This window comes from Nocardia sp. NPDC088792 (assembly GCF_044750615.1).
GTDB lineage: Bacteria > Actinomycetota > Actinomycetes > Mycobacteriales > Mycobacteriaceae > Nocardia.
The window spans coordinates 1,584,844-1,601,454 of sequence record NZ_JBIVKC010000002.1; the positions used below are offsets into that span (position 1 = coordinate 1,584,844).

Consider the following 16,611-nt stretch of genomic DNA (forward strand, 5'->3'; position numbering starts at 1 on the left):
TCCTACGACGCGAATCCGGTGTTCCCGGCCTGCTTCGCGCGCTGCACGATCCGTTCGGCATGCCGGATGACCGGCATGTCCACCATCCGTCCTTCGAAGGTGAATACTCCCCGATGGTTCGGCGCCTCCGCCAGCACCCGGTTCGCCCAGTCGACTTCCTCCGGCCGGGGGGCGTAGGCGCGGCGGATGACCGGCACCTGACTGGGGTGGATGGCGACCTTGGCGTCGAAGCCGATGGCGACGGCGTCCTCGGCCTCGTCGGCGAGGCCGTCCAGGTCGGTGATGTTCAGGAACACCGAGTCGAGAGCGAACTTGCCGTACGCCTTGGCGGCGAGCAGGGATTGCGAGCGCACGTGGCGGGCGATGTCCCGGTAGCTGGCGTCGGCGCGGCGGCTGGAATTGCCGCCGAGCGCGGCCACCAGATCCTCGGCGCCCCACATGACGCCGATGGCATTGCGCACCATGACCGCCCGGCCCACGGCGAGCGCGCCGAGCGGGGATTCGATGAGCGCGATCACCTCGTAGTCGGCGAGGCGCGTGATCTGTTCCGCCGATTCGCATTTGGGCAGCATGATGCGCCGGTATTCGGTGCGAATCAGGGCGTCGAGGTCGAGCATGTGCTCGAGGGTGCCCGCGGCATTGACGCGGATGACGGTGCGGTCCGGATCCAGCGGGGTCTCGATGAGAGCGGCGCGGGCCGCGGCCTTGTCGGCCTCGGCCACACCGTCTTCCAGATCGATGATCACCACATCCGCGGCGGCGAGCGCCTTGCCGTACCGCTCGGGCCGGTCGGCGGGGCAGAAAAGCCATGCGGGACCGGGCATTTCCCAGCTCATGAAGTTCGCTTCCGTACCAGGGTTTTGCGGACGGCGGTGGCGACTACATCGCCGTGCTGATTTCGTCCGGTGTGGGCGAAGGTGACGATCCCCTCCCCCGGCCGGCTCTTGGATTCCCGTAGCTCGGTCACTTCGGTCTCGGCGTATAGGGTGTCCCCGTGGAAAAGCGGCTTGGGGAAGGCGATTTCGGAGAACCCGAGGTTGGCGACGATCGTGCCCTGGGTGAGCTGCGCGACCGACAGACCCACCAGGGTCGACAGCGTGAACATGGAGTTCACCAGCCGCTGATGGAACGGCGGTAGCGCCTCGGCGAACGCCGCATCCAGGTGCAGCGCCTGGGTATTCATGGTGAGCGTCGTGAACAGCACATTGTCGGCCTCGGTGATGGTGCGGCCGGGCCGATGCTCGTACACCACGCCGATCTCGAACTCGTCGAACCAGAGTCCGCGTTGCACAACCCGCTTGGGGGTCACCTCAGTCACAAACCCAGCTCCCGCCCGATCAGCATCAACTGCACCTCAGTCGTGCCCTCACCGATTTCCAGGATCTTGCTGTCTCGATAGTGCCGCGCCACAGCATATTCGTTCATGAAGCCGTAGCCGCCGAAAACCTGGGTGGCGTCGCGAGCATTGTCCATGGCGGCCTCGCTGGCGACGAGTTTCGCGATGGCGGCCTGTTTCTTGAACGGTTTTCCGGCGAGCATGAGGGCGGCCGCGTCGTAGTAGGCGGTGCGGGCCATGTGGGCGCGCGCCTCCATGCGGGCGATCTTGAAGGCGACGGCCTGATTGCTGCCGATGGTGCGGCCGAAGGCCTCCCGCTCCTTGGCGTAGCGGACGCTCTCGTCCACACAGCCCTGCGCCGCGCCGACGGACAGCGCGGCAATGGCGATGCGGCCCTCGTCGAGGATGCGCAGGAAGTTGGCGTAGCCGCGACCGCGCTCGCCGAGCAGGTTCTCCGCGGGGACGCGGACGTCGTCGAAGCTCAGCGGATGGGTGTCGGAGGCGTGCCAGCCGACCTTGTTGTAGGCGGGCTCGGCGGTGAAGCCGGGGGTGTCGGTGGGCACCAGGATGGTCGAGATCTCCTTCTTGCCATCCGTCGTGCCGGTGACGGCGGTGACGGTGACCAGGCGGGTGATATCGGTGCCCGAGTTGGTGATGAACTGCTTGCTGCCATTGATGATCCAGCTGTCGCCGTCCCGCACCGCGGTGGTGCGGGTGCCGCCGGCATCGCTGCCCGCGCCCGGCTCGGTGAGGCCGAAGGCGCCCAGCGCGCGCCCGCTGGTGAGCAGCGGCAGCCATTCCTGCTTCTGCTTGTCATTGCCGAAGCGGTAGATGGGCATGGCGCCCAGCGAGACTCCGGCCTCCAGGGTGATGGCCACGCTCTGGTCGACCTTGCCGAGTTCCTCGAGCGCCAGGCACAGCGCGAAGTAGTCGCCGCCCATGCCGCCGAACTCCTCGGGGAAGGGCAGGCCGAACAGGCCCATGTCCGCCATGCCCGCGACCACCTCGTAGGGGAAGGTGTGCTCGGCATCGTGCTTCGCGGCGACCGGGGCCACCACCTGGTTGGCGAAATCCCGCACGGTGTGGGCGAGTTCGCGGTACTCGTCCGGAAGCGTTCCGGTGGACAGGAATTCGGTCATGACGCGATGTTCTCCTCGACGGTATCCGATGCGCGGCTCGCCGCGACAATGATGCGGGCCACCAGCTGATCCAAACGAACCTGGGCGCCGGGGCCGACCAGCAGTTCCACCCGGCCCGCGACGGGTGCGGTGAGGGTGTGCTCCATCTTCATGGCCTCCACCACCACGATCGGAGCGCCGGCGGCGACGACCGTGCCGGTGGCGACCGGGGTGGCGATCACCGAACCCGGCATGGGGCTCTGGATTTCGGCATCGCCGACATGGGCTTCGCCTGCGCGGACATCGGCCTCGGCGACCTCGCGCAGCAGGGCGACGCCGGTGCGGCCGCCCACCCAGATCTGCCCCGGCCGGGTGGCGATGCGGTAGTGCTCGCGCAGCCCGTCGAGCACGAGGGCGATCCCGTCCGCCTCCGAGCGCGCCGACAAGGTGTGCACAGCGCCACCCGCGACCGGCCCGGTTCGCCGATCGGCTGAGGTGGTCCGCGGATCGGCGGCGGCGGCACCGGATTGCGTTGTGGGCGCGGCCTTCTCGTCGGAGGCGAGCCAGGCGGTGGCCTGGTCGGGGGTGCCGCTCAGGAAGACGTGGACCGTGCGGTCGCCGCCTGCGAGGCGGAAGCCGGTGGGGGCGTGTGCGCCCACTCGCCAGCCGGTCGGGATCGCCCAGGGGTCGGCGGGGCCGTCCGGCCACTGCCGCAGCCAGAGCCGGGTTGCGGCGGCGATGAACTGGTCGTCGGTGACCGGCGCGGGCGTGAAGTCTCCGGCACGGCGGTCGAGGAGGCCGGTGTCGAGGTGGCCCGCCTGGACGTCCGGGTCGGCGAGGAGGAAGCGGAGGAAGTCGATATTGGCTCGGACACCGAGGATCTGGGTGTCCCGCAGGGCCGCATCGAGGCGCCTGATGGCCTCGGTGCGATCCGAGGCGTGCGCGATGACCTTGGACAGCATGGGGTCGTAGTCGGTGCCGACCACGGTGCCGGCGCGCAGGCCCGAATCCACGCGCACGCCTTTGCCTTCGGGCTCGCGCAGGGCCAGGACGGTGCCGCCGGTGGGCAGGAAGTCGCGGCCCGGATCCTCGGCGTAGACGCGCGCCTCGATGGCGTGGCCGGTGAGGCGGATGTCCTCCTGGCTCGCCGTCAGCTTCTGTCCGGCCGCGACGCGGACCTGGCATTCCACCAGGTCGACGCCGGTGACCAGTTCGGTCACCGGGTGTTCCACCTGGAGGCGGGTGTTCATCTCCATGAAGAAGAACTCGTCCGGCCGGTCCGCCGAGACGATGAATTCGACGGTGCCCGCGCCGACATAGTCCACGCTGCGTGCGGTATTGCAGGCCGCGGCGCCGATGCGGGCCCGGGTGCGGGCGTCCAGCAGCGGCGAGGGGGCCTCCTCGATCACCTTCTGATGGCGGCGCTGCAGGCTGCATTCGCGTTCGCCCAGATGCAGGACCTGGCCGAAACCGTCGGCGAGGATCTGCACCTCGATATGGCGGGGACGGTGGACGAAACGCTCCAGGAAGAGGGTGTCGTCACCGAAGGCCGAGGCAGCTTCGCGGCGGGCGCTGACCAGGGCGTCGGGGAGTTGCGCGGGGTCCTCGACCCGGCGCATGCCCTTGCCGCCGCCGCCCGCGGACGGCTTCACCAGTACCGGGTAGCCGATTTCCGTTGCGGCTTCGATCAATTCGGCATCGGTGAGGCCGGGCCGCGCGATACCGGGCACCACCGGTACGCCGTAGGCGGAGACCGCGTTCTTGGCCGCGATCTTGTCGCCCATGATCTCGATGGCGCGCGCGGGCGGGCCGAGGAAGACGATGCCGGCCTCGTCCAGGGCTGCCGCGAAGGCCGAATTCTCCGACAGGAAGCCGTATCCCGGGTGCACGGCCTGTGCACCGGAGCGTACGGCGGCGTCCACGACCTTGGCGATATCCAGGTAGGACTCGCGCGCCGGGGCCGGGCCGAGCCGTACGGCGGTGTCGGCCTCGTGCACATGACGGGCATCGACATCGGCATCGCTGTAGACCGCGACCGAGCGAATACCCATGGCGCGCAAGGTGCGGATCACCCGCACGGCGATCTCACCGCGGTTGGCGACCAGGACGGTATCGAAGGCGACGGGGTGCGCTTTGTTCATCATGTCGATCACATCCGGAAGACGCCGTAGGCGACGGGTTCGAGGGGCGCCTGCGCGCAGGCCGAGAGTGCCAGGCCGACAACGGTTCTGGTGTCGGCCGGATCGATCACGCCGTCGTCCCAGAGGCGGGCCGTGGAGTAGTAGGGATTGCCCTGGCGTTCGTACTGGTCGCGGATGGGGGTCTTGAAAGCCTCCTGATCCTCGTCCGACCAGGGCTTGCCATTGCTGTCCAGTTGCGCTCCACCTCCCTGCGCTTCGCCGCGGACGGTGGCCAGCACCGAGGCTGCTTGCTCGCCGCCCATAACCGAGATGCGGGCATTGGGCCACATCCACAGGAAGCGTGGCGAATACGCGCGGCCGCACATCGAGTAGTTGCCCGCACCGTAGGAACCGCCGATGACCACCGTCAGCTTCGGCACGCGGGCGCAGGCCACGGCGGTGACCATCTTGGCGCCGTGCTTGGCGATGCCGCCGGCCTCATAGTCGCGGCCGACCATGAAGCCGGTGATGTTCTGCAGGAACAGCAGCGGGATGACCCGCTTGTCGCAGAGTTCGATGAAATGCGCGCCCTTCATGGCGGATTCGCTGAACAGGACGCCGTTATTGGCGACGATGCCGACCGGGTGGCCGTGGATGCGCGCGAAACCGGTGACCAGGGTGCGGCCGTATTCGGCCTTGAACTCCTCGAATTCGCCGCCGTCGACCAGGCGGGTGATGACCTCGCGGACGTCGTAGGGGGTGCGGAGGTCGATGGGGACGATGTCGTACAGCTCGTCCTGCGGGGCAATGGGATCGACCGTGGGGGTGACCTCCCACGGGGTCGGGGTCTTCGGGCCCAGGGTGGCGACGATATTACGGACGATGCGCAGGGCGTCCTGATCGCTCTCGGCCAGGTGGTCGGTGACTCCCGAAGTGCGGGAATGCAATTCGCCGCCGCCCAGTTCCTCGGCGGTGACGATCTCGCCGGTGGCGGCCTTCACCAGCGGCGGGCCGCCCAGGAAGATGGTGCCCTGATTGCGGACGATGACATTCTCGTCGCTCATCGCGGGGACGTAGGCGCCGCCGGCGGTGCAGGAGCCCATGACCGCCGAGATCTGGGCGATGCCCTTGGCGCTCAGGTTCGCCTGGTTGTAGAAGATGCGGCCGAAGTGGTCGCGGTCGGGGAAGACCTCATCCTGGTGCGGCAGGTGGGCGCCGCCGGAGTCGACCAGGTAGATGCAGGGCAGGTGGTTCTGCAGCGCGACCTCTTGAGCGCGCAGGTGCTTCTTCACCGTCATCGGGTAGTAGGTGCCGCCCTTGACCGTCGCATCGTTCGCCACGATCACGCACTCGCGGCCGGATACCCGGCCGATGCCGCCGATCACGCCCGCGCCGGGGCACTCGTCGCCGTACATCCCGTCGGCCGCCAGGGGCGACAGTTCCAGGAATGGGCTGCCCGGATCCAACAGCTGATCCACCCGCTGCCGCGGCAGCAGCTTGCCCCTCGCCAGGTGCCGCTCCCGTGCCTTCGCGGGGCCGCCCAACGCGCTCGTCGCGAGCTTTTCTCGCAGCTCATCGACCAGTTCGAGGTGCGCGGCCCGGTTCCCGGTGCGCACATCCCCAGTGACCGTCATCCCGGCATCCCGTCCGCTCGGTTAATCACCAATAACTGGAAAATAAGATAATCTTCATTAACTGAGTTGTCCAGGGACCCAGGGTGCCAACTCTCGGAGCGCTCCGGGGCTTACGCCCCCGAACCCCCGGGGACACCCGTCAGCAAGCGAAGGGAGCATGCGGTGAACAGCACTGAAACCGTTGCCCCTACCCGGCGGGAGCAGCTCAAAGCGCAGCGGCGGGAGCAGTTGCTGGATGCGGGGGCGCGGCTGATCGCGGATCGCGGGTTCCTGGGGATGCGGCTCGATGATCTGGGCGCGGCGGTGGGCATCAGTGGGCCGGCCGTGTACCGGCACTTCCCCAATAAGGAAGCGCTGCTCGTCGAACTGCTCGTGGGTATCAGTCAGCGCCTGCTCGATGGCGGGCGCGCGGTGGTCGACGCGGCGGAGACGCCGAGCGCGGCCCTGGACGGATTGGTCGACTTCCACCTCGACTTCGCCTTCGGCAATCCCGAACTCATCCGCATCCAGGACCGCGATCTCGAGAACCTGCCGGAGTCGGCCAGGCGTCAAGTGCGGCGCACTCAGCGCCAATACGTCGAGCTCTGGGTCACCGTGCTGCGCGAGCTGCACGCCGATCTCCCCGAGCAGGTCGCCCGCACGCAGGCGCATGCCACCTTCGGGCTCATCAACTCCACGCCGCACAGCGCGCCGGCGACAACCGCCACCCGCGCGCGCCCGGTGCTGCGCCGTATGGCGCTCGCCGCATTGCTGTGAACCCTGCCTCGAGCTAGGTCCCGCTTTCGGGCTGTCGCCACCGGTGGTGGGGAGCCGAGCTCGGTTGTGGCGCTCGGCTTTTGGGCTCAGTGGGGCTGGGCGGCGCTGATCTGGGCCTGGATCGTGGCCAGGCGGGTGGCGAATTCCGGGGAGGCGAGGGATTCGAGTTGGGGGGTTACTTCGGCGTCCACGGCTTCGGCGTGGGCTGCCAGGGCGCGGGTGGCCCGCATGGTGCGTTTGGTGGAGATGAGGAGCTCTCGGGGGGTTTCGGCGGTGGCGGCGGCGAAATCGATTGCGGCGGCGAGGAGGGTCGCGTGGTCGCCTTCGATCACTCGGTGGACGAGGCCGGCGGAGTGGGCGGCGCGGGCGTCGAGGACCTCGTTGAAGAGGGTCATGGCGGCTGCCTGCTGCGGGCCCACCGCGCGCTGGAGCATCCAGGTCATGCCGCCGCCGGGGTGGATGCCGAGGCGGAGGAAGCGGGCATCGAAGCGGGCCTTCGGGTTTGCCAGGCGGACGTCGGCGGCGAGGGCCAGGTTGAGGCCGGCGCCTACGGCTTGGCCGCCTACCGCGGCGATGGTCGGGAGGGGGCAGCGGGACACGGCCAGGAAGCCTTCGTAGATGGCGCGCAGGCCTTGCTCCTGGGCTTCGCCGAGGGCGGTGAGGCTGGCGCCCGCGCAGAAGGCGGGGGGCGTGCCGGTGACCACGACGGCGTGGATGGCGGTGTCGTGCTGTGCTTCCGCGATGGCGTCGGCCAGGTCGGCGGAGAGGTCCAGGGTCAGGGCATTGCGCTTGTCGGGGTCATGGACGGTGACGACCGCGACCTTGCCGGTGCGTTCCAGTTTGATTTCGGCCACGCGCAGATCGTAGGCGGGCGACCGGGATTCGGGTCGGGGACCACCGGAACAGCGGCCCGGGGCCGCACGACGACGCGCCGCGGTGCGTCAGAAGGAGCGGCGTGCGGCGGACAGGAATTCGGCCACGGCCGGGTCCGCTTCGGCGGCTTCGGCCAGTGCGGCGGTGAGGGTTTCGTCGTAGGTGGGGCGGGCCTGCCGGTAGCGGGCGCGGCCGGCGTCGGTGAGGACGGTGTAGGCGCCGCGTTTGTCTTCGGGGCACAGGTCACGGTAGGTGAGGTCGGCGGAGTTGAGGCGGGCCACCAGGCGGGTGACCGAGCTCTGGTTCAGGCCGAGTCTGGCCGCGAGTTCCTGCATGCGGAGTTCGTTGTCCGGGGCGTCGTCCAGGAAGACGAGCGCCCGGTATTCGGACAGGCCCAGGCCGTGGCGGCGTTGCAGCGCGGTGGCAAGGCGGGTTTCCACGTGGGCGTACAGCGTGAGCATGTGGCTCCACATGGCGGCGTCGGTTCGAATCGGGGTTGACACAAAGTTATTTGTACATGCATGCTTTTGCGGCGCGCAAGAAATTTGCACATACATGCAACTACCTAGGAGCTCTCGATGGCTTGGGTCTATCTGCTCATTGCCTCCGTTTTCGAGGTCGTCTTCGCCCTCGCCACCGACGCGACACACGGATTCACCGAGCTGTGGCCGTCGCTGCTGACCGCGGCCGCCGCCTCCGGCGGCATCTTCTTCCTGAGCCTGGCGCTGAAGTCGCTGGATGTCGGGGTGGGCTACACGGTGTGGACCGGGATCGGGTCGGTGGGCACCGTGGTGTTCGCCTCGCTCGTCTTCCACGAGACCATCACGCCCGCGAAAGCCATTGCCTTCGTTCTGATCATCGGCGGCGTCCTCGGACTCAAGCTCGCCGACAAGATTTCCGCTACCGCATAACGTTCTTCGAGGAGTTCATCATGGCCTGGGGATATCTGTTGATAGCCGCCGTTTTCGAGGTCGCCTTCGCGCTCGGCACCAATGCCACCAAGGGTTTCACCCGCCTGTGGCCGTCGGTGTTCACGCTGATCGCGGCGGCCGCCGGGATTTTCACGCTGAGCCTCGCGCTCCGGACCTTGGATGTCAGCGTGGGGTACACCGTGTGGACCGGAATCGGCTCGATCGGCACCGTGGTGCTGGGCGCCTTGATCTACAAGGAGAAGATCACGCTGCCCAAGCTCATCTCGTTCGCCGCCATTATCGCGGGCGCGATCACGCTACGCCTGGCCGCCGGCTAGCGATCACGGATCTTGTTCACGCACCGCGGAGTTCACGCTCCGCGGTGCGCAGCACCAGCCGGAACCCCTCCCGCACCACGGGCAGGAACAGGCGGGTGCACAATGCGGGCAGAATCGGCGAGGCGATCTCGAAGGTCGTGGACCAGTGCACGCGGGTACCCGCCGAGCACTCACTGAAGGCCATATGACCTTCCTGATGACGCAGGGGCGGAACGGAATTCAGCAGGCTGTAGCGCATCAGCACGGGCGGGTCGTACTCGACGACCTCTTCGGTCAAACGGATGAGCGGGGTGACGATGAGCCGGACCGCGCCGACCCCGTGACCATTGGTATCACCCGGCCGGACCGGGGTGACCCGGCGGACGAACGGCGCCCGTTGATAATTGGTGGCATCGGTGAGCCAATCGAACACATCGATGAGTGGTGCCTGGATGGTGCGTTCAAGCTCCACCGTGCGCATGCCGGCTCCGTTTCGATTGTTGCTGCTGTCGCAGCCTACGAGATCGAAGACCCGTGATCGAGCCGATCACTCGAATCGCAAGATTGCATTCCGATTACTTCACCTTCCGGCCGGAATCAGATGAGCGCCTTGTGCTTTCGCACGCGCTGATCGGTCGCGAGGCCGCCCGGCGGACCCGGCAACAGCCTTGACGGGACAGGAGGACTCCGCAAACGACCAGGTCGCTACCATTGCTGACATGAGTGTCGAGGAGCGGGTGATCCGGCGCCGGCCGAAGAACCGGCGTGCCCAGATCGCCGCCACCTCGGCGGCGGCCTTCGGTTCGCTCGGGTACCACGGCGTCAGCATGGAGGACATCGCGACGCGCGTCGGGATCAGCTCCGCGGCTTTGTATCGGCACTATCCGAGCAAGTACGCGCTCTTCCGCGAGGAGCTGCTGCGGCTGGGCACGCTCACCGCCGACGCCGCCACCCTGCCGCCCGAGGCGCTGGAGCTGCCGGCGGCGCAGCGCCTTGCACAGGTGATCGACCGGCTCATCGGCGAGACCATTGCCAATCGGTCCACGGTGGCGCTGGCGCGCTGGGAGGGCCGCTATCTCGACGCCACCGACAAGCAGGGCCTGGACGAGCAATTCGCGTATGCCGGCGCCACCCTGCGGCGGCTGATCGGCGAGGTGCGGCCGGAACTCGACGGGCACGACCGGGTCGTGCGCGCGGTCACGCTGCTCAGCGTGATCTCCAGTATCGGCGACCATCACGCCGCGCTGCCCGCCAAAACCCTGACCGCCCTGCTGCATTCGGCCTGTGCGGCGGTGATCGCGACCGAGTTGCCGCCCGCCGGTATCGATCCCGAGCCGGCGCGCGCGGTGGAGATCCCGCTGTCCTTCAAACACGAACTGCTGCTGAAGAAGGCCGTGGAGCTGTTCCACGAGCGCGGCTATCCCAATGTGAGCGTGGAAGACATCGCGGCCGCGGCGGATCTGTCGGCGGCCTCGGCGGTGTACCGCTACTACCGCAGCAAGGGCGATCTGCTGGCCGCGGCCTTCCGCCGGGCGGCCGACCGGGTGTCGGGGGCGATCGGGCCGGCGGTGGCCTCCTCGCCGACACCCGCGGAAGCGCTGACCAAGCTGGTGGATCTCTACGTGGCCGGGTCGTTTGCCGAACGGGAACTGACCTTCGTCTATTACGCGGAATTCGGTCATGTCTCGGCCGAGGAACGCACCGTGCTGCGCAATGTGCAGCGGCTCATCGTGGCCGAATGGGTGCGGCTGCTGGTGGCGGTGCGACCGGAACTCTCGGAGGGGGAGGCCCGCATTCTGGTGCAGGCCGCCTTCGGACTGGTGGTCGATCTGGGCCGGGTATTCGACGATTCCGACGCCGAATCCCCGCGCCGGCAGATCTGCCCACCGCAGCGGGTCATCCGCCTGATGGAAACCGTGCTCTTCGGTTATCCGCCCGCCGCCGCAATGGGGGAAACCGGGGTGAAGGGCGCGTAATCGCGGACGTGCCCGGCATCCCACTCCCACACCGATATCGGGTCGACCGCGACGCCGCTCTGCAGAATGAGACGCCAGCCGACGTCCTCGCGCTGCCAGATGTCGCCGTCACGGTCCCAATAGAGCCCGGCGTGGTTCGGTTCGAACGTATCGGTCCTGCTCATGGCATTCCTCTCCGCACTTCCCGGACTATCACGGCAATTCGGTCCGCCTCCGACCAAATATATTTGCCGATCATTCGCTAATGCAGCAAGCAGAGGGCGCGAGTCGAATTTCGTGAATAATCGAGCCGCACTCGAACGACTCGAAAGGCTGTTCAACGCATGAGAATTGGGATGCGGCTCGCCGCCGTCCTGGTGGGGGCGATTTTCGCGAGCACGGCCACCGCGACGGCGGATCCCGGGCCGGCGACCACACCCGCGGCAGCGGCCCTGCCGGCCGGGACGACCATCGAACCGCCGATCGACTGCGGACCGACAGCGGCGCATCCGAATCCGGTGATCGTGCTGCCCGGCGGAGACGGAAACACTTCGGACACCGACGCGCAATGGGCAACCATGCTCGGGGCGCTGCGCGGGGCGGGCAATTGCACGCTGCTGTTCCAGGGCGGGATCGTGAACGGGAAACGGTGGGCCGGAGACATTCCCGCCGAGGGGCATCAACTGGCCGATTTCATCGCGAAAGTGCGGCAGGCCACCGGGGCGGAACAGGTCGATATCGTCGCGCATTCGGCGGGGACGATCGTCACCAACGACTACCTGAAGGTGCTCGGCGGGGCGCCGGCGGTGAACCACGCCGTGCTCATCACGCCCGAGGCGCGCGGGTGTGACGGCGCCGGGCTGCTCGCTCCGTTCGGCATCGAGAATCCGCCGATCACGCCGGTGCAGCTACTGACCGCGCTGCCGTTCCTGTCGTCGGTACTGGGATCGCTGTCGCCCGATATGGCGGTGGCCACCGAGATGGCGCCGAATTCCGATGTGTACAAGGCCATCTTCGACGGGAATGTCACGCAGCCCGGGGTGCGGTATTCGGTAATCGCCACGCGCAACGATCAACTCGCGACGCCGGCCGTCACCTGCTCGCTGATCGACGAGCCCGGGGTCACCAACGCGGTCTACGAGGATCTGTTCCCGGGCGCCGATCCCGTGGATCACTCGCTCATCCGGTCCAGCCCGCAGACCGGCGGTTGGGTGCTGGATCAGCTGCGGAGCTGAATTCTCCGACGCCGCCGATACCCCACCCGCCGACCGGCCGGGTGCTGGATACTCGACAGTGCCTGGACGCTGCGGCGCACCGGTCCGGCAGGGAAAGGTGGACGGCACGCCGCGGCGTGTATTCGGGTGCGGAATGGGGCCACCGGGGCGGAATGCTCCGGTGGCCCTGCACCTTTGCGATCAGCGGGTGGCGGTCACGTAACACATCAGGCGGGTCAGGTCGACCACCTCGGCGGGCAGATCGGCCATCGGACGGCCGTAGGCGACGGCCAGGTCGTACGGCGTGGTGGTGCGGACCGCCCAATCGTGTTCGGACAGCCAGGCTCCCGGCTCGGCCCGCGGGTCGTCGTACCAGAGGGCGCCGACGTCCAGATCACCGAAAGGGTTGGCGCCGAAGGCCTTTTCCGCCACGTTGACGAAATGGGCGGGGTCCAGGCCGCGGGCGAAATCATCCGTCGCGACGCTGCTGCCCGGCGCGGACAAGGCGTCTATGCGCTCGAACAAGGCGTCGTGCGCGGTGCCCGGCAGGAACGGGAGGAGACCCTCGGCGGACCAGGCCGTCGGGCGGGCGGGATCGAAGCCGGCCGCGATGAGCGCGGCGGGCCAATCGTCGCGCAGATCGATCGCCAGCACCCGCCGATCAGCCTTGGGCACGGCGTGGTTATCGGTGAGCACCTGATCCTTGAACTCCAGCACTTTGGGCTGATCGATCTCGAACACCACCATGCCGGGCGGCCAATCGAGCCGGTAGGCCCGGGCATCCAGGCCGGACGCCAGGATCACCGCCTGCCGCACGCCCCGCTGCCACGCCGTCTCGAAGAATTCGTCGAAGAATTTGGTGCGGACGCCCATGAAACGGCCGAAACGGCGGGCGCCGCCCATGGCGGCCTGATCGGCCAGCATGCTCACGAAATGCGGCTCCCCCGCGGCCTTCACGAACAAGGTCGCGTATTCGTCGCGAATCATCGGCACGTCTTCGGCCGACTCCAATGCCCGGAAGGTAGCAACTCCCAGGGCGGTCAGCCCCACACTCGTCACGATGTCCCAGCTGTCCCCGTCAGTTCGCATGTCCCACCTCACGGTTCGCCGACTATCACAGCAGAATTCGGTGCGGCCCCATCCACCGCACCACTCTCGATCTTCCCCCGCTGGTAACTACCCGGCAACCGCGCTCAGCCGGCCGGCGGGAATTGGCCGCTGGCCTGCACCTTGCCGCCGGACAGGGTGAAGGTCACCAGGCCGGGACCGCCGGACGGGCAGCACAGGGCATCCTGCGGCAGCGCCCAGCGGTAGCTCACCGACACCGTGTTCGCGGTCTTGCCGACCACCTCGGTGTAGCCGTACGGCTTGGCGGTCGCCGTGCCCAGATAGGTGCCATCGGCGAAGAAGAGGACATGGGTGTACGGGTGGATATTGCCCGATTCCACCGTCATCCACGAGAGCACGCCCTCGCAGCCGTCGGAGATGCGATCATTGCTCGCCGACGGGTTGGTCCACGCTCCGACGGGCGAGGCCGCCAGGCTCTTGATGGCGGAATTCGACAGGGCGGAATTGAGATCGAAGCAGAGTCCGTGCCCGCTGCCGTACGGCGCTGCCGAGGTCACCGGCGCCACCGTGGGCGGCTGCGGGGTTACCGCAGGCGGCTGCGGCGCAACCGGATTCGTCGTCGTGACCGGCGCCACCACCGTCGGGTCGGAGTCGCCCGGGGACGACGACTCGGCTTGCCCGGGCGGTGCGGGCTGCGTTGCCCGGGTGGCCTGGGTCGGCTGCGCTCCCTGCGACACGCTGCCGGGCGACGAAGTGGGCGTCACCGCCTGGTTCGAACCGGTCCCGCACGCGGTGACGGCGACCAGCACGCCCGCGGTGAGCGCAGCAAACAGCACAGAGTCGGCTTTCATGTGATCCCCTCGATTCGGCTTCCGTTCCGAACGGAAGGACACAATGATCATCGAGGCGGGCGGATGCGGTGTTACCCGGGGATTGCCGGGATCGATGCCCCAAAAGCCATGGGCACCAAGAAGATATGGGAGAGTCGATTCATGTCTCTGTATCGGAACGGCGAACTTCCGGCCGTGCGGATCGTGCATCTGAACGGCCCCACATTCGAGGCGCTCGTGCGCGGCGACCTCGAGGCGGCGAATGCCGTCAGCCCACTACCACTTCCGGCGCATTTCGTCGGTCCGGAGTGGCGCTCGCTGTGGGAGCGGCGCGACCGGCAGGTTCGGCAGGATCCGGCCAGTGCCGCTTGGGTTACCGGCGCCATTTGGGACGAACAACAGGATCTCGTCGTCGGCCGAGCCGGCTATCACGGCCCGCCCGACGAGTCGGGAACGGTGGAAATCGGGTATGCCGTCGAGGAGGTCTATCGGCGAAAGGGCTACGCGCGAGCGGCATTGGAGTCCCTCCTCCAACGCGCCGCCCGCGAGCCCGGGGTGCGGACGGTGCGCGTCAGTATTCGGCCCGACAATCTCGCCTCGTACCGGCTGGCGTCCCAGTACGGCTTCGTGGAAGTCGGCGAGGAGGTGGACGAGGAGGATGGGCTGGAGATCATCTACGAGGTTTCCGCAGCGAATCTTTAACGGGCGGTGGTGAGTTCGCGTACCGTCTCGGCGAGGGCGTGGAAGTCCTTGGCCAGCAACTTGGAATGGTTGCTGGGGACCTTGGCGCTGACCTTCAGGTTCGGGTTGACGGCGAGCACCGGGTCGAGAGAGGCGCGGACGGCTTCCATTTCCTCCGCGGCCGCACCGAGATTGGCGCCGGTGGCGAGGACATAGCGGACCTGGCAGGTGAGGCGCTCGAGGACCGGCGCGAGGGCGGCGCAGAGTTCGTTGAGTTCGATATTGATCTCGGCGTGCTGGTCGGCGCTCATGCGGGCGGCCATGCCGAGGGGGCGCAGCAGGGGCATGAAGTAGCGCATGCCGTGGAAGAGCTTGCGGATCCGCTCTTTTCCGGCCTCGTCGGTCAGGCCGTAGGGCTGGGCGCCGTCGGCGGAGACCACGCCGAGGACGCGGTCGGGGTTGCGGTCGGCGTAGTGCACAGCGACCAGGGCGCCGTAGGACCAGCCGACCAGGATGGCGCGCTCCACGCCGCGGGCGGCGAGGACGGCGTCCACGTCACGGAGGCAGGCCTCGAAGGAGTAGTCGGCCGAGCGGCCGGACTTGCCGCGGGCGCGCTCGTCGAAGGTGATGTGGCGGTAGCCGGGGCCGAGGTCGGCGATCATGCGCTTCCAGGAGGACTGGTCGGCGTAGGAGCCGTTCAGGTAGAGGACGGGGATGCCGGCGCCGCCGGTGTCGGTGACCGCCAGGGTGGTGTCCTCGACGGTGATCTTGCCGGTCCAGGCGGTGGTGAGCTGCGCGTTCATTGTTCTTCCTTGCTGTTGGCGTTGCTGATAGGAAGAACTTTCGCGAACCGGGCTGATATCGAGCTGACGCCGGCCTGATGCGTCCGCTGACGCGATATCCGGGCCGCGTGCAGCGATGAATTTCGGTGGCGGCGGGCGTCTCTTCTGGTGAGCGTCACAGGACGTCGTATGGCGCTGCCCGGCATCAGAAGACCTGGAGGACACCATGACGACCATTCCGAACGACCCGGACGTGCTGCCCGGCCACCCGCCGATCGTCGACCTCGCCGCCTGGCAGGCGGCTCGGGACGAGCTGCTGGTCCGCGAGAAGGCCCATACCCGCGCGGGTGATGCGCTCGCCGCCGAGCGGCGCCGGCTGCCCATGGTGGAGTTCGACGGGAAGACCGAGGTCGTCGGGCCCGACCGGGCGGTACCGTTCCTGGATCTGTTCCAGGGCCGCGACGAGCTCTTGGTCTACAAGCACATGTGGTGGGACGGTGCGCCGCATCAGGGGCAGTGCGAGGGCTGCACCAACGCGGCCTGGCATCTGAAGGACCTCGGCGCCTACCTCAATGCTCGCGGCATCTCACTCGCCATCGTCACGGTGGGAGAGTGGGACGAAGTGGCCGCGTTCACCGAATTCATGGGGTACACGCTGCCCTGGTACTCGGTGCGCGGAGTGGGCGAACCGGTCGGCGGGAGCATGGGTTACATGACCTCCTACCTGCGCGATGGTGACCGCGTGTTCCTCACCTACTCGACGACCGGTCGTGGCAACGAGGTATTCAGCGGCACCTTCGCCCTGCTCGATATGACACCGTACGGGCGGCGCGAGGCGTGGCAGGACAGCCCTGAAGGCTGGCCCGAGGGTAATCACGCGTGCTGGTATTGGCGCACGGATGCGGACGGCAATGCGGTGTGGGGTGAGACGAGTCGCCCTGTGCCGCAATGGACTCGGCCTGGCGCGGGGCCCGTGCAGACCCTCGGCCGGCAGGGAGAACACTGAGACTCCCAGG

The 16,611-nt window shown here is 67.9% G+C and carries 19 protein-coding genes; 7 read left to right on the forward strand and 12 right to left on the reverse strand.

What is annotated here, in order from left to right; translation table 11 throughout:
- Window positions 1–2: 2 nt before the first annotated feature.
- The 5 genes from ACIP5Y_RS16415 to ACIP5Y_RS16435 are packed head-to-tail and all read right to left on the reverse strand — an operon-like array spanning window position 3 to window position 6,208.
- Complete coding sequence (locus ACIP5Y_RS16415; RefSeq protein WP_400350934.1) at window positions 3–836, reverse strand: HpcH/HpaI aldolase/citrate lyase family protein; 834 nt, start codon at window positions 834–836, stop codon at window positions 3–5.
- Window positions 833–1,309, reverse strand: a complete 477-nt coding sequence (locus tag ACIP5Y_RS16420) for a MaoC family dehydratase (protein WP_400351299.1) — start codon at window positions 1,307–1,309, stop codon at window positions 833–835. Before ACIP5Y_RS16420 ends, ACIP5Y_RS16415 begins: the two co-directional genes overlap by 4 nt.
- Window positions 1,310–1,314: 5 nt before the next feature.
- A complete protein-coding gene (locus tag ACIP5Y_RS16425; RefSeq protein WP_400350936.1) occupies window positions 1,315–2,475 on the reverse strand; it encodes an acyl-CoA dehydrogenase family protein in 1,161 nt (386 codons plus the stop codon).
- Entirely contained in the window at window positions 2,472–4,598 is a 2,127-nt protein-coding gene (locus tag ACIP5Y_RS16430) for a biotin carboxylase N-terminal domain-containing protein (protein WP_400350938.1), read from the reverse strand. The genes ACIP5Y_RS16425 and ACIP5Y_RS16430 overlap by 4 nt, the downstream gene beginning before the upstream one ends.
- A 5-nt stretch (window positions 4,599–4,603) precedes the next feature.
- Window positions 4,604–6,208 (reverse strand): carboxyl transferase domain-containing protein, encoded by a 1,605-nt coding sequence (locus tag ACIP5Y_RS16435; RefSeq protein WP_400350940.1) that lies wholly within the window; start codon window positions 6,206–6,208, stop codon window positions 4,604–4,606.
- Between the two features lie 162 nt (window positions 6,209–6,370).
- Here ACIP5Y_RS16435 and ACIP5Y_RS16440 point away from each other — a divergent pair, with 162 nt between their 5' ends.
- Window positions 6,371–6,964 (forward strand): TetR/AcrR family transcriptional regulator, encoded by a 594-nt coding sequence (locus tag ACIP5Y_RS16440; RefSeq protein ID WP_400350942.1) that lies wholly within the window; start codon window positions 6,371–6,373, stop codon window positions 6,962–6,964.
- Between the two features lie 86 nt (window positions 6,965–7,050).
- Here the strand turns inward: ACIP5Y_RS16440 and ACIP5Y_RS16445 are convergent, their stop codons facing one another.
- Window positions 7,051–7,818 carry an enoyl-CoA hydratase gene (locus tag ACIP5Y_RS16445; RefSeq protein WP_400350944.1) on the reverse strand — a complete coding sequence of 256 codons (768 nt, stop codon included), beginning with the start codon at window positions 7,816–7,818 and terminating at the stop codon, window positions 7,051–7,053.
- 87 nt (window positions 7,819–7,905) lie between these two features.
- On the reverse strand, window positions 7,906–8,340 hold the full coding sequence (locus ACIP5Y_RS16450) for a MarR family winged helix-turn-helix transcriptional regulator (protein ID WP_400350946.1): 435 nt from the start codon (window positions 8,338–8,340) through the stop codon (window positions 7,906–7,908).
- 75 nt (window positions 8,341–8,415) lie between these two features.
- On the opposite strand from ACIP5Y_RS16450, the gene ACIP5Y_RS16455 reads away from it, so the two are divergent.
- Both ACIP5Y_RS16455 and ACIP5Y_RS16460 read left to right on the forward strand, forming a co-directional pair.
- Window positions 8,416–8,748 carry a DMT family transporter gene (locus ACIP5Y_RS16455; protein ID WP_400350947.1) on the forward strand — a complete coding sequence of 111 codons (333 nt, stop codon included), beginning with the start codon at window positions 8,416–8,418 and terminating at the stop codon, window positions 8,746–8,748.
- Between the two features lie 20 nt (window positions 8,749–8,768).
- A complete protein-coding gene (locus tag ACIP5Y_RS16460; RefSeq protein WP_400350949.1) occupies window positions 8,769–9,086 on the forward strand; it encodes a DMT family transporter in 318 nt (105 codons plus the stop codon).
- A 16-nt stretch (window positions 9,087–9,102) separates the two neighbouring features.
- Here ACIP5Y_RS16460 and ACIP5Y_RS16465 read toward each other — a convergent pair whose 3' ends face one another.
- The gene (locus ACIP5Y_RS16465) at window positions 9,103–9,546 is read right to left on the reverse strand and encodes an SRPBCC family protein (RefSeq protein WP_400350951.1); all 444 of its coding nucleotides are present in this window, start codon (window positions 9,544–9,546) and stop codon (window positions 9,103–9,105) included.
- A gap of 238 nt (window positions 9,547–9,784) precedes the next feature.
- On the opposite strand from ACIP5Y_RS16465, the gene ACIP5Y_RS16470 reads away from it, so the two are divergent.
- Window positions 9,785–11,041, forward strand: a complete 1,257-nt coding sequence (locus ACIP5Y_RS16470; RefSeq protein WP_400350953.1) for a TetR/AcrR family transcriptional regulator — start codon at window positions 9,785–9,787, stop codon at window positions 11,039–11,041.
- Here ACIP5Y_RS16470 and ACIP5Y_RS16475 read toward each other — a convergent pair.
- The gene (locus ACIP5Y_RS16475) at window positions 10,993–11,205 is read right to left on the reverse strand and encodes a hypothetical protein (protein WP_400350955.1); all 213 of its coding nucleotides are present in this window, start codon (window positions 11,203–11,205) and stop codon (window positions 10,993–10,995) included. The two genes, ACIP5Y_RS16470 and ACIP5Y_RS16475, sit on opposite strands and share 49 nt — an antisense overlap.
- A gap of 159 nt (window positions 11,206–11,364) precedes the next feature.
- Here ACIP5Y_RS16475 and ACIP5Y_RS16480 point away from each other — a divergent pair, with 159 nt between their 5' ends.
- Window positions 11,365–12,255 (forward strand): esterase/lipase family protein, encoded by an 891-nt coding sequence (locus tag ACIP5Y_RS16480; RefSeq protein WP_400350957.1) that lies wholly within the window; start codon window positions 11,365–11,367, stop codon window positions 12,253–12,255.
- Window positions 12,256–12,435: 180 nt separating this feature from the next.
- Here the strand turns inward: ACIP5Y_RS16480 and ACIP5Y_RS16485 are convergent, their stop codons facing one another.
- Both ACIP5Y_RS16485 and ACIP5Y_RS16490 read right to left on the reverse strand, forming a co-directional pair.
- The gene (locus tag ACIP5Y_RS16485; RefSeq protein WP_400350959.1) at window positions 12,436–13,323 is read right to left on the reverse strand and encodes a class I SAM-dependent methyltransferase; all 888 of its coding nucleotides are present in this window, start codon (window positions 13,321–13,323) and stop codon (window positions 12,436–12,438) included.
- Between the two features lie 104 nt (window positions 13,324–13,427).
- Window positions 13,428–14,153 (reverse strand): LppP/LprE family lipoprotein, encoded by a 726-nt coding sequence (locus tag ACIP5Y_RS16490; RefSeq protein ID WP_400350961.1) that lies wholly within the window; start codon window positions 14,151–14,153, stop codon window positions 13,428–13,430.
- A gap of 141 nt (window positions 14,154–14,294) precedes the next feature.
- Here ACIP5Y_RS16490 and ACIP5Y_RS16495 point away from each other — a divergent pair, with 141 nt between their 5' ends.
- Window positions 14,295–14,834: a GNAT family N-acetyltransferase gene (locus ACIP5Y_RS16495; protein ID WP_400350962.1), complete on the forward strand. Its 540-nt coding sequence runs from the start codon at window positions 14,295–14,297 to the stop codon at window positions 14,832–14,834.
- Here the strand turns inward: ACIP5Y_RS16495 and ACIP5Y_RS16500 are convergent.
- Complete coding sequence (locus tag ACIP5Y_RS16500; RefSeq protein WP_400350964.1) at window positions 14,831–15,616, reverse strand: alpha/beta fold hydrolase; 786 nt, start codon at window positions 15,614–15,616, stop codon at window positions 14,831–14,833. The genes ACIP5Y_RS16495 and ACIP5Y_RS16500 overlap by 4 nt on opposite strands.
- A gap of 205 nt (window positions 15,617–15,821) precedes the next feature.
- Here ACIP5Y_RS16500 and ACIP5Y_RS16505 point away from each other — a divergent pair, with 205 nt between their 5' ends.
- On the forward strand, window positions 15,822–16,601 hold the full coding sequence (locus ACIP5Y_RS16505; RefSeq protein WP_400350966.1) for a DUF899 family protein: 780 nt from the start codon (window positions 15,822–15,824) through the stop codon (window positions 16,599–16,601).
- Window positions 16,602–16,611 lie beyond the last annotated feature (10 nt).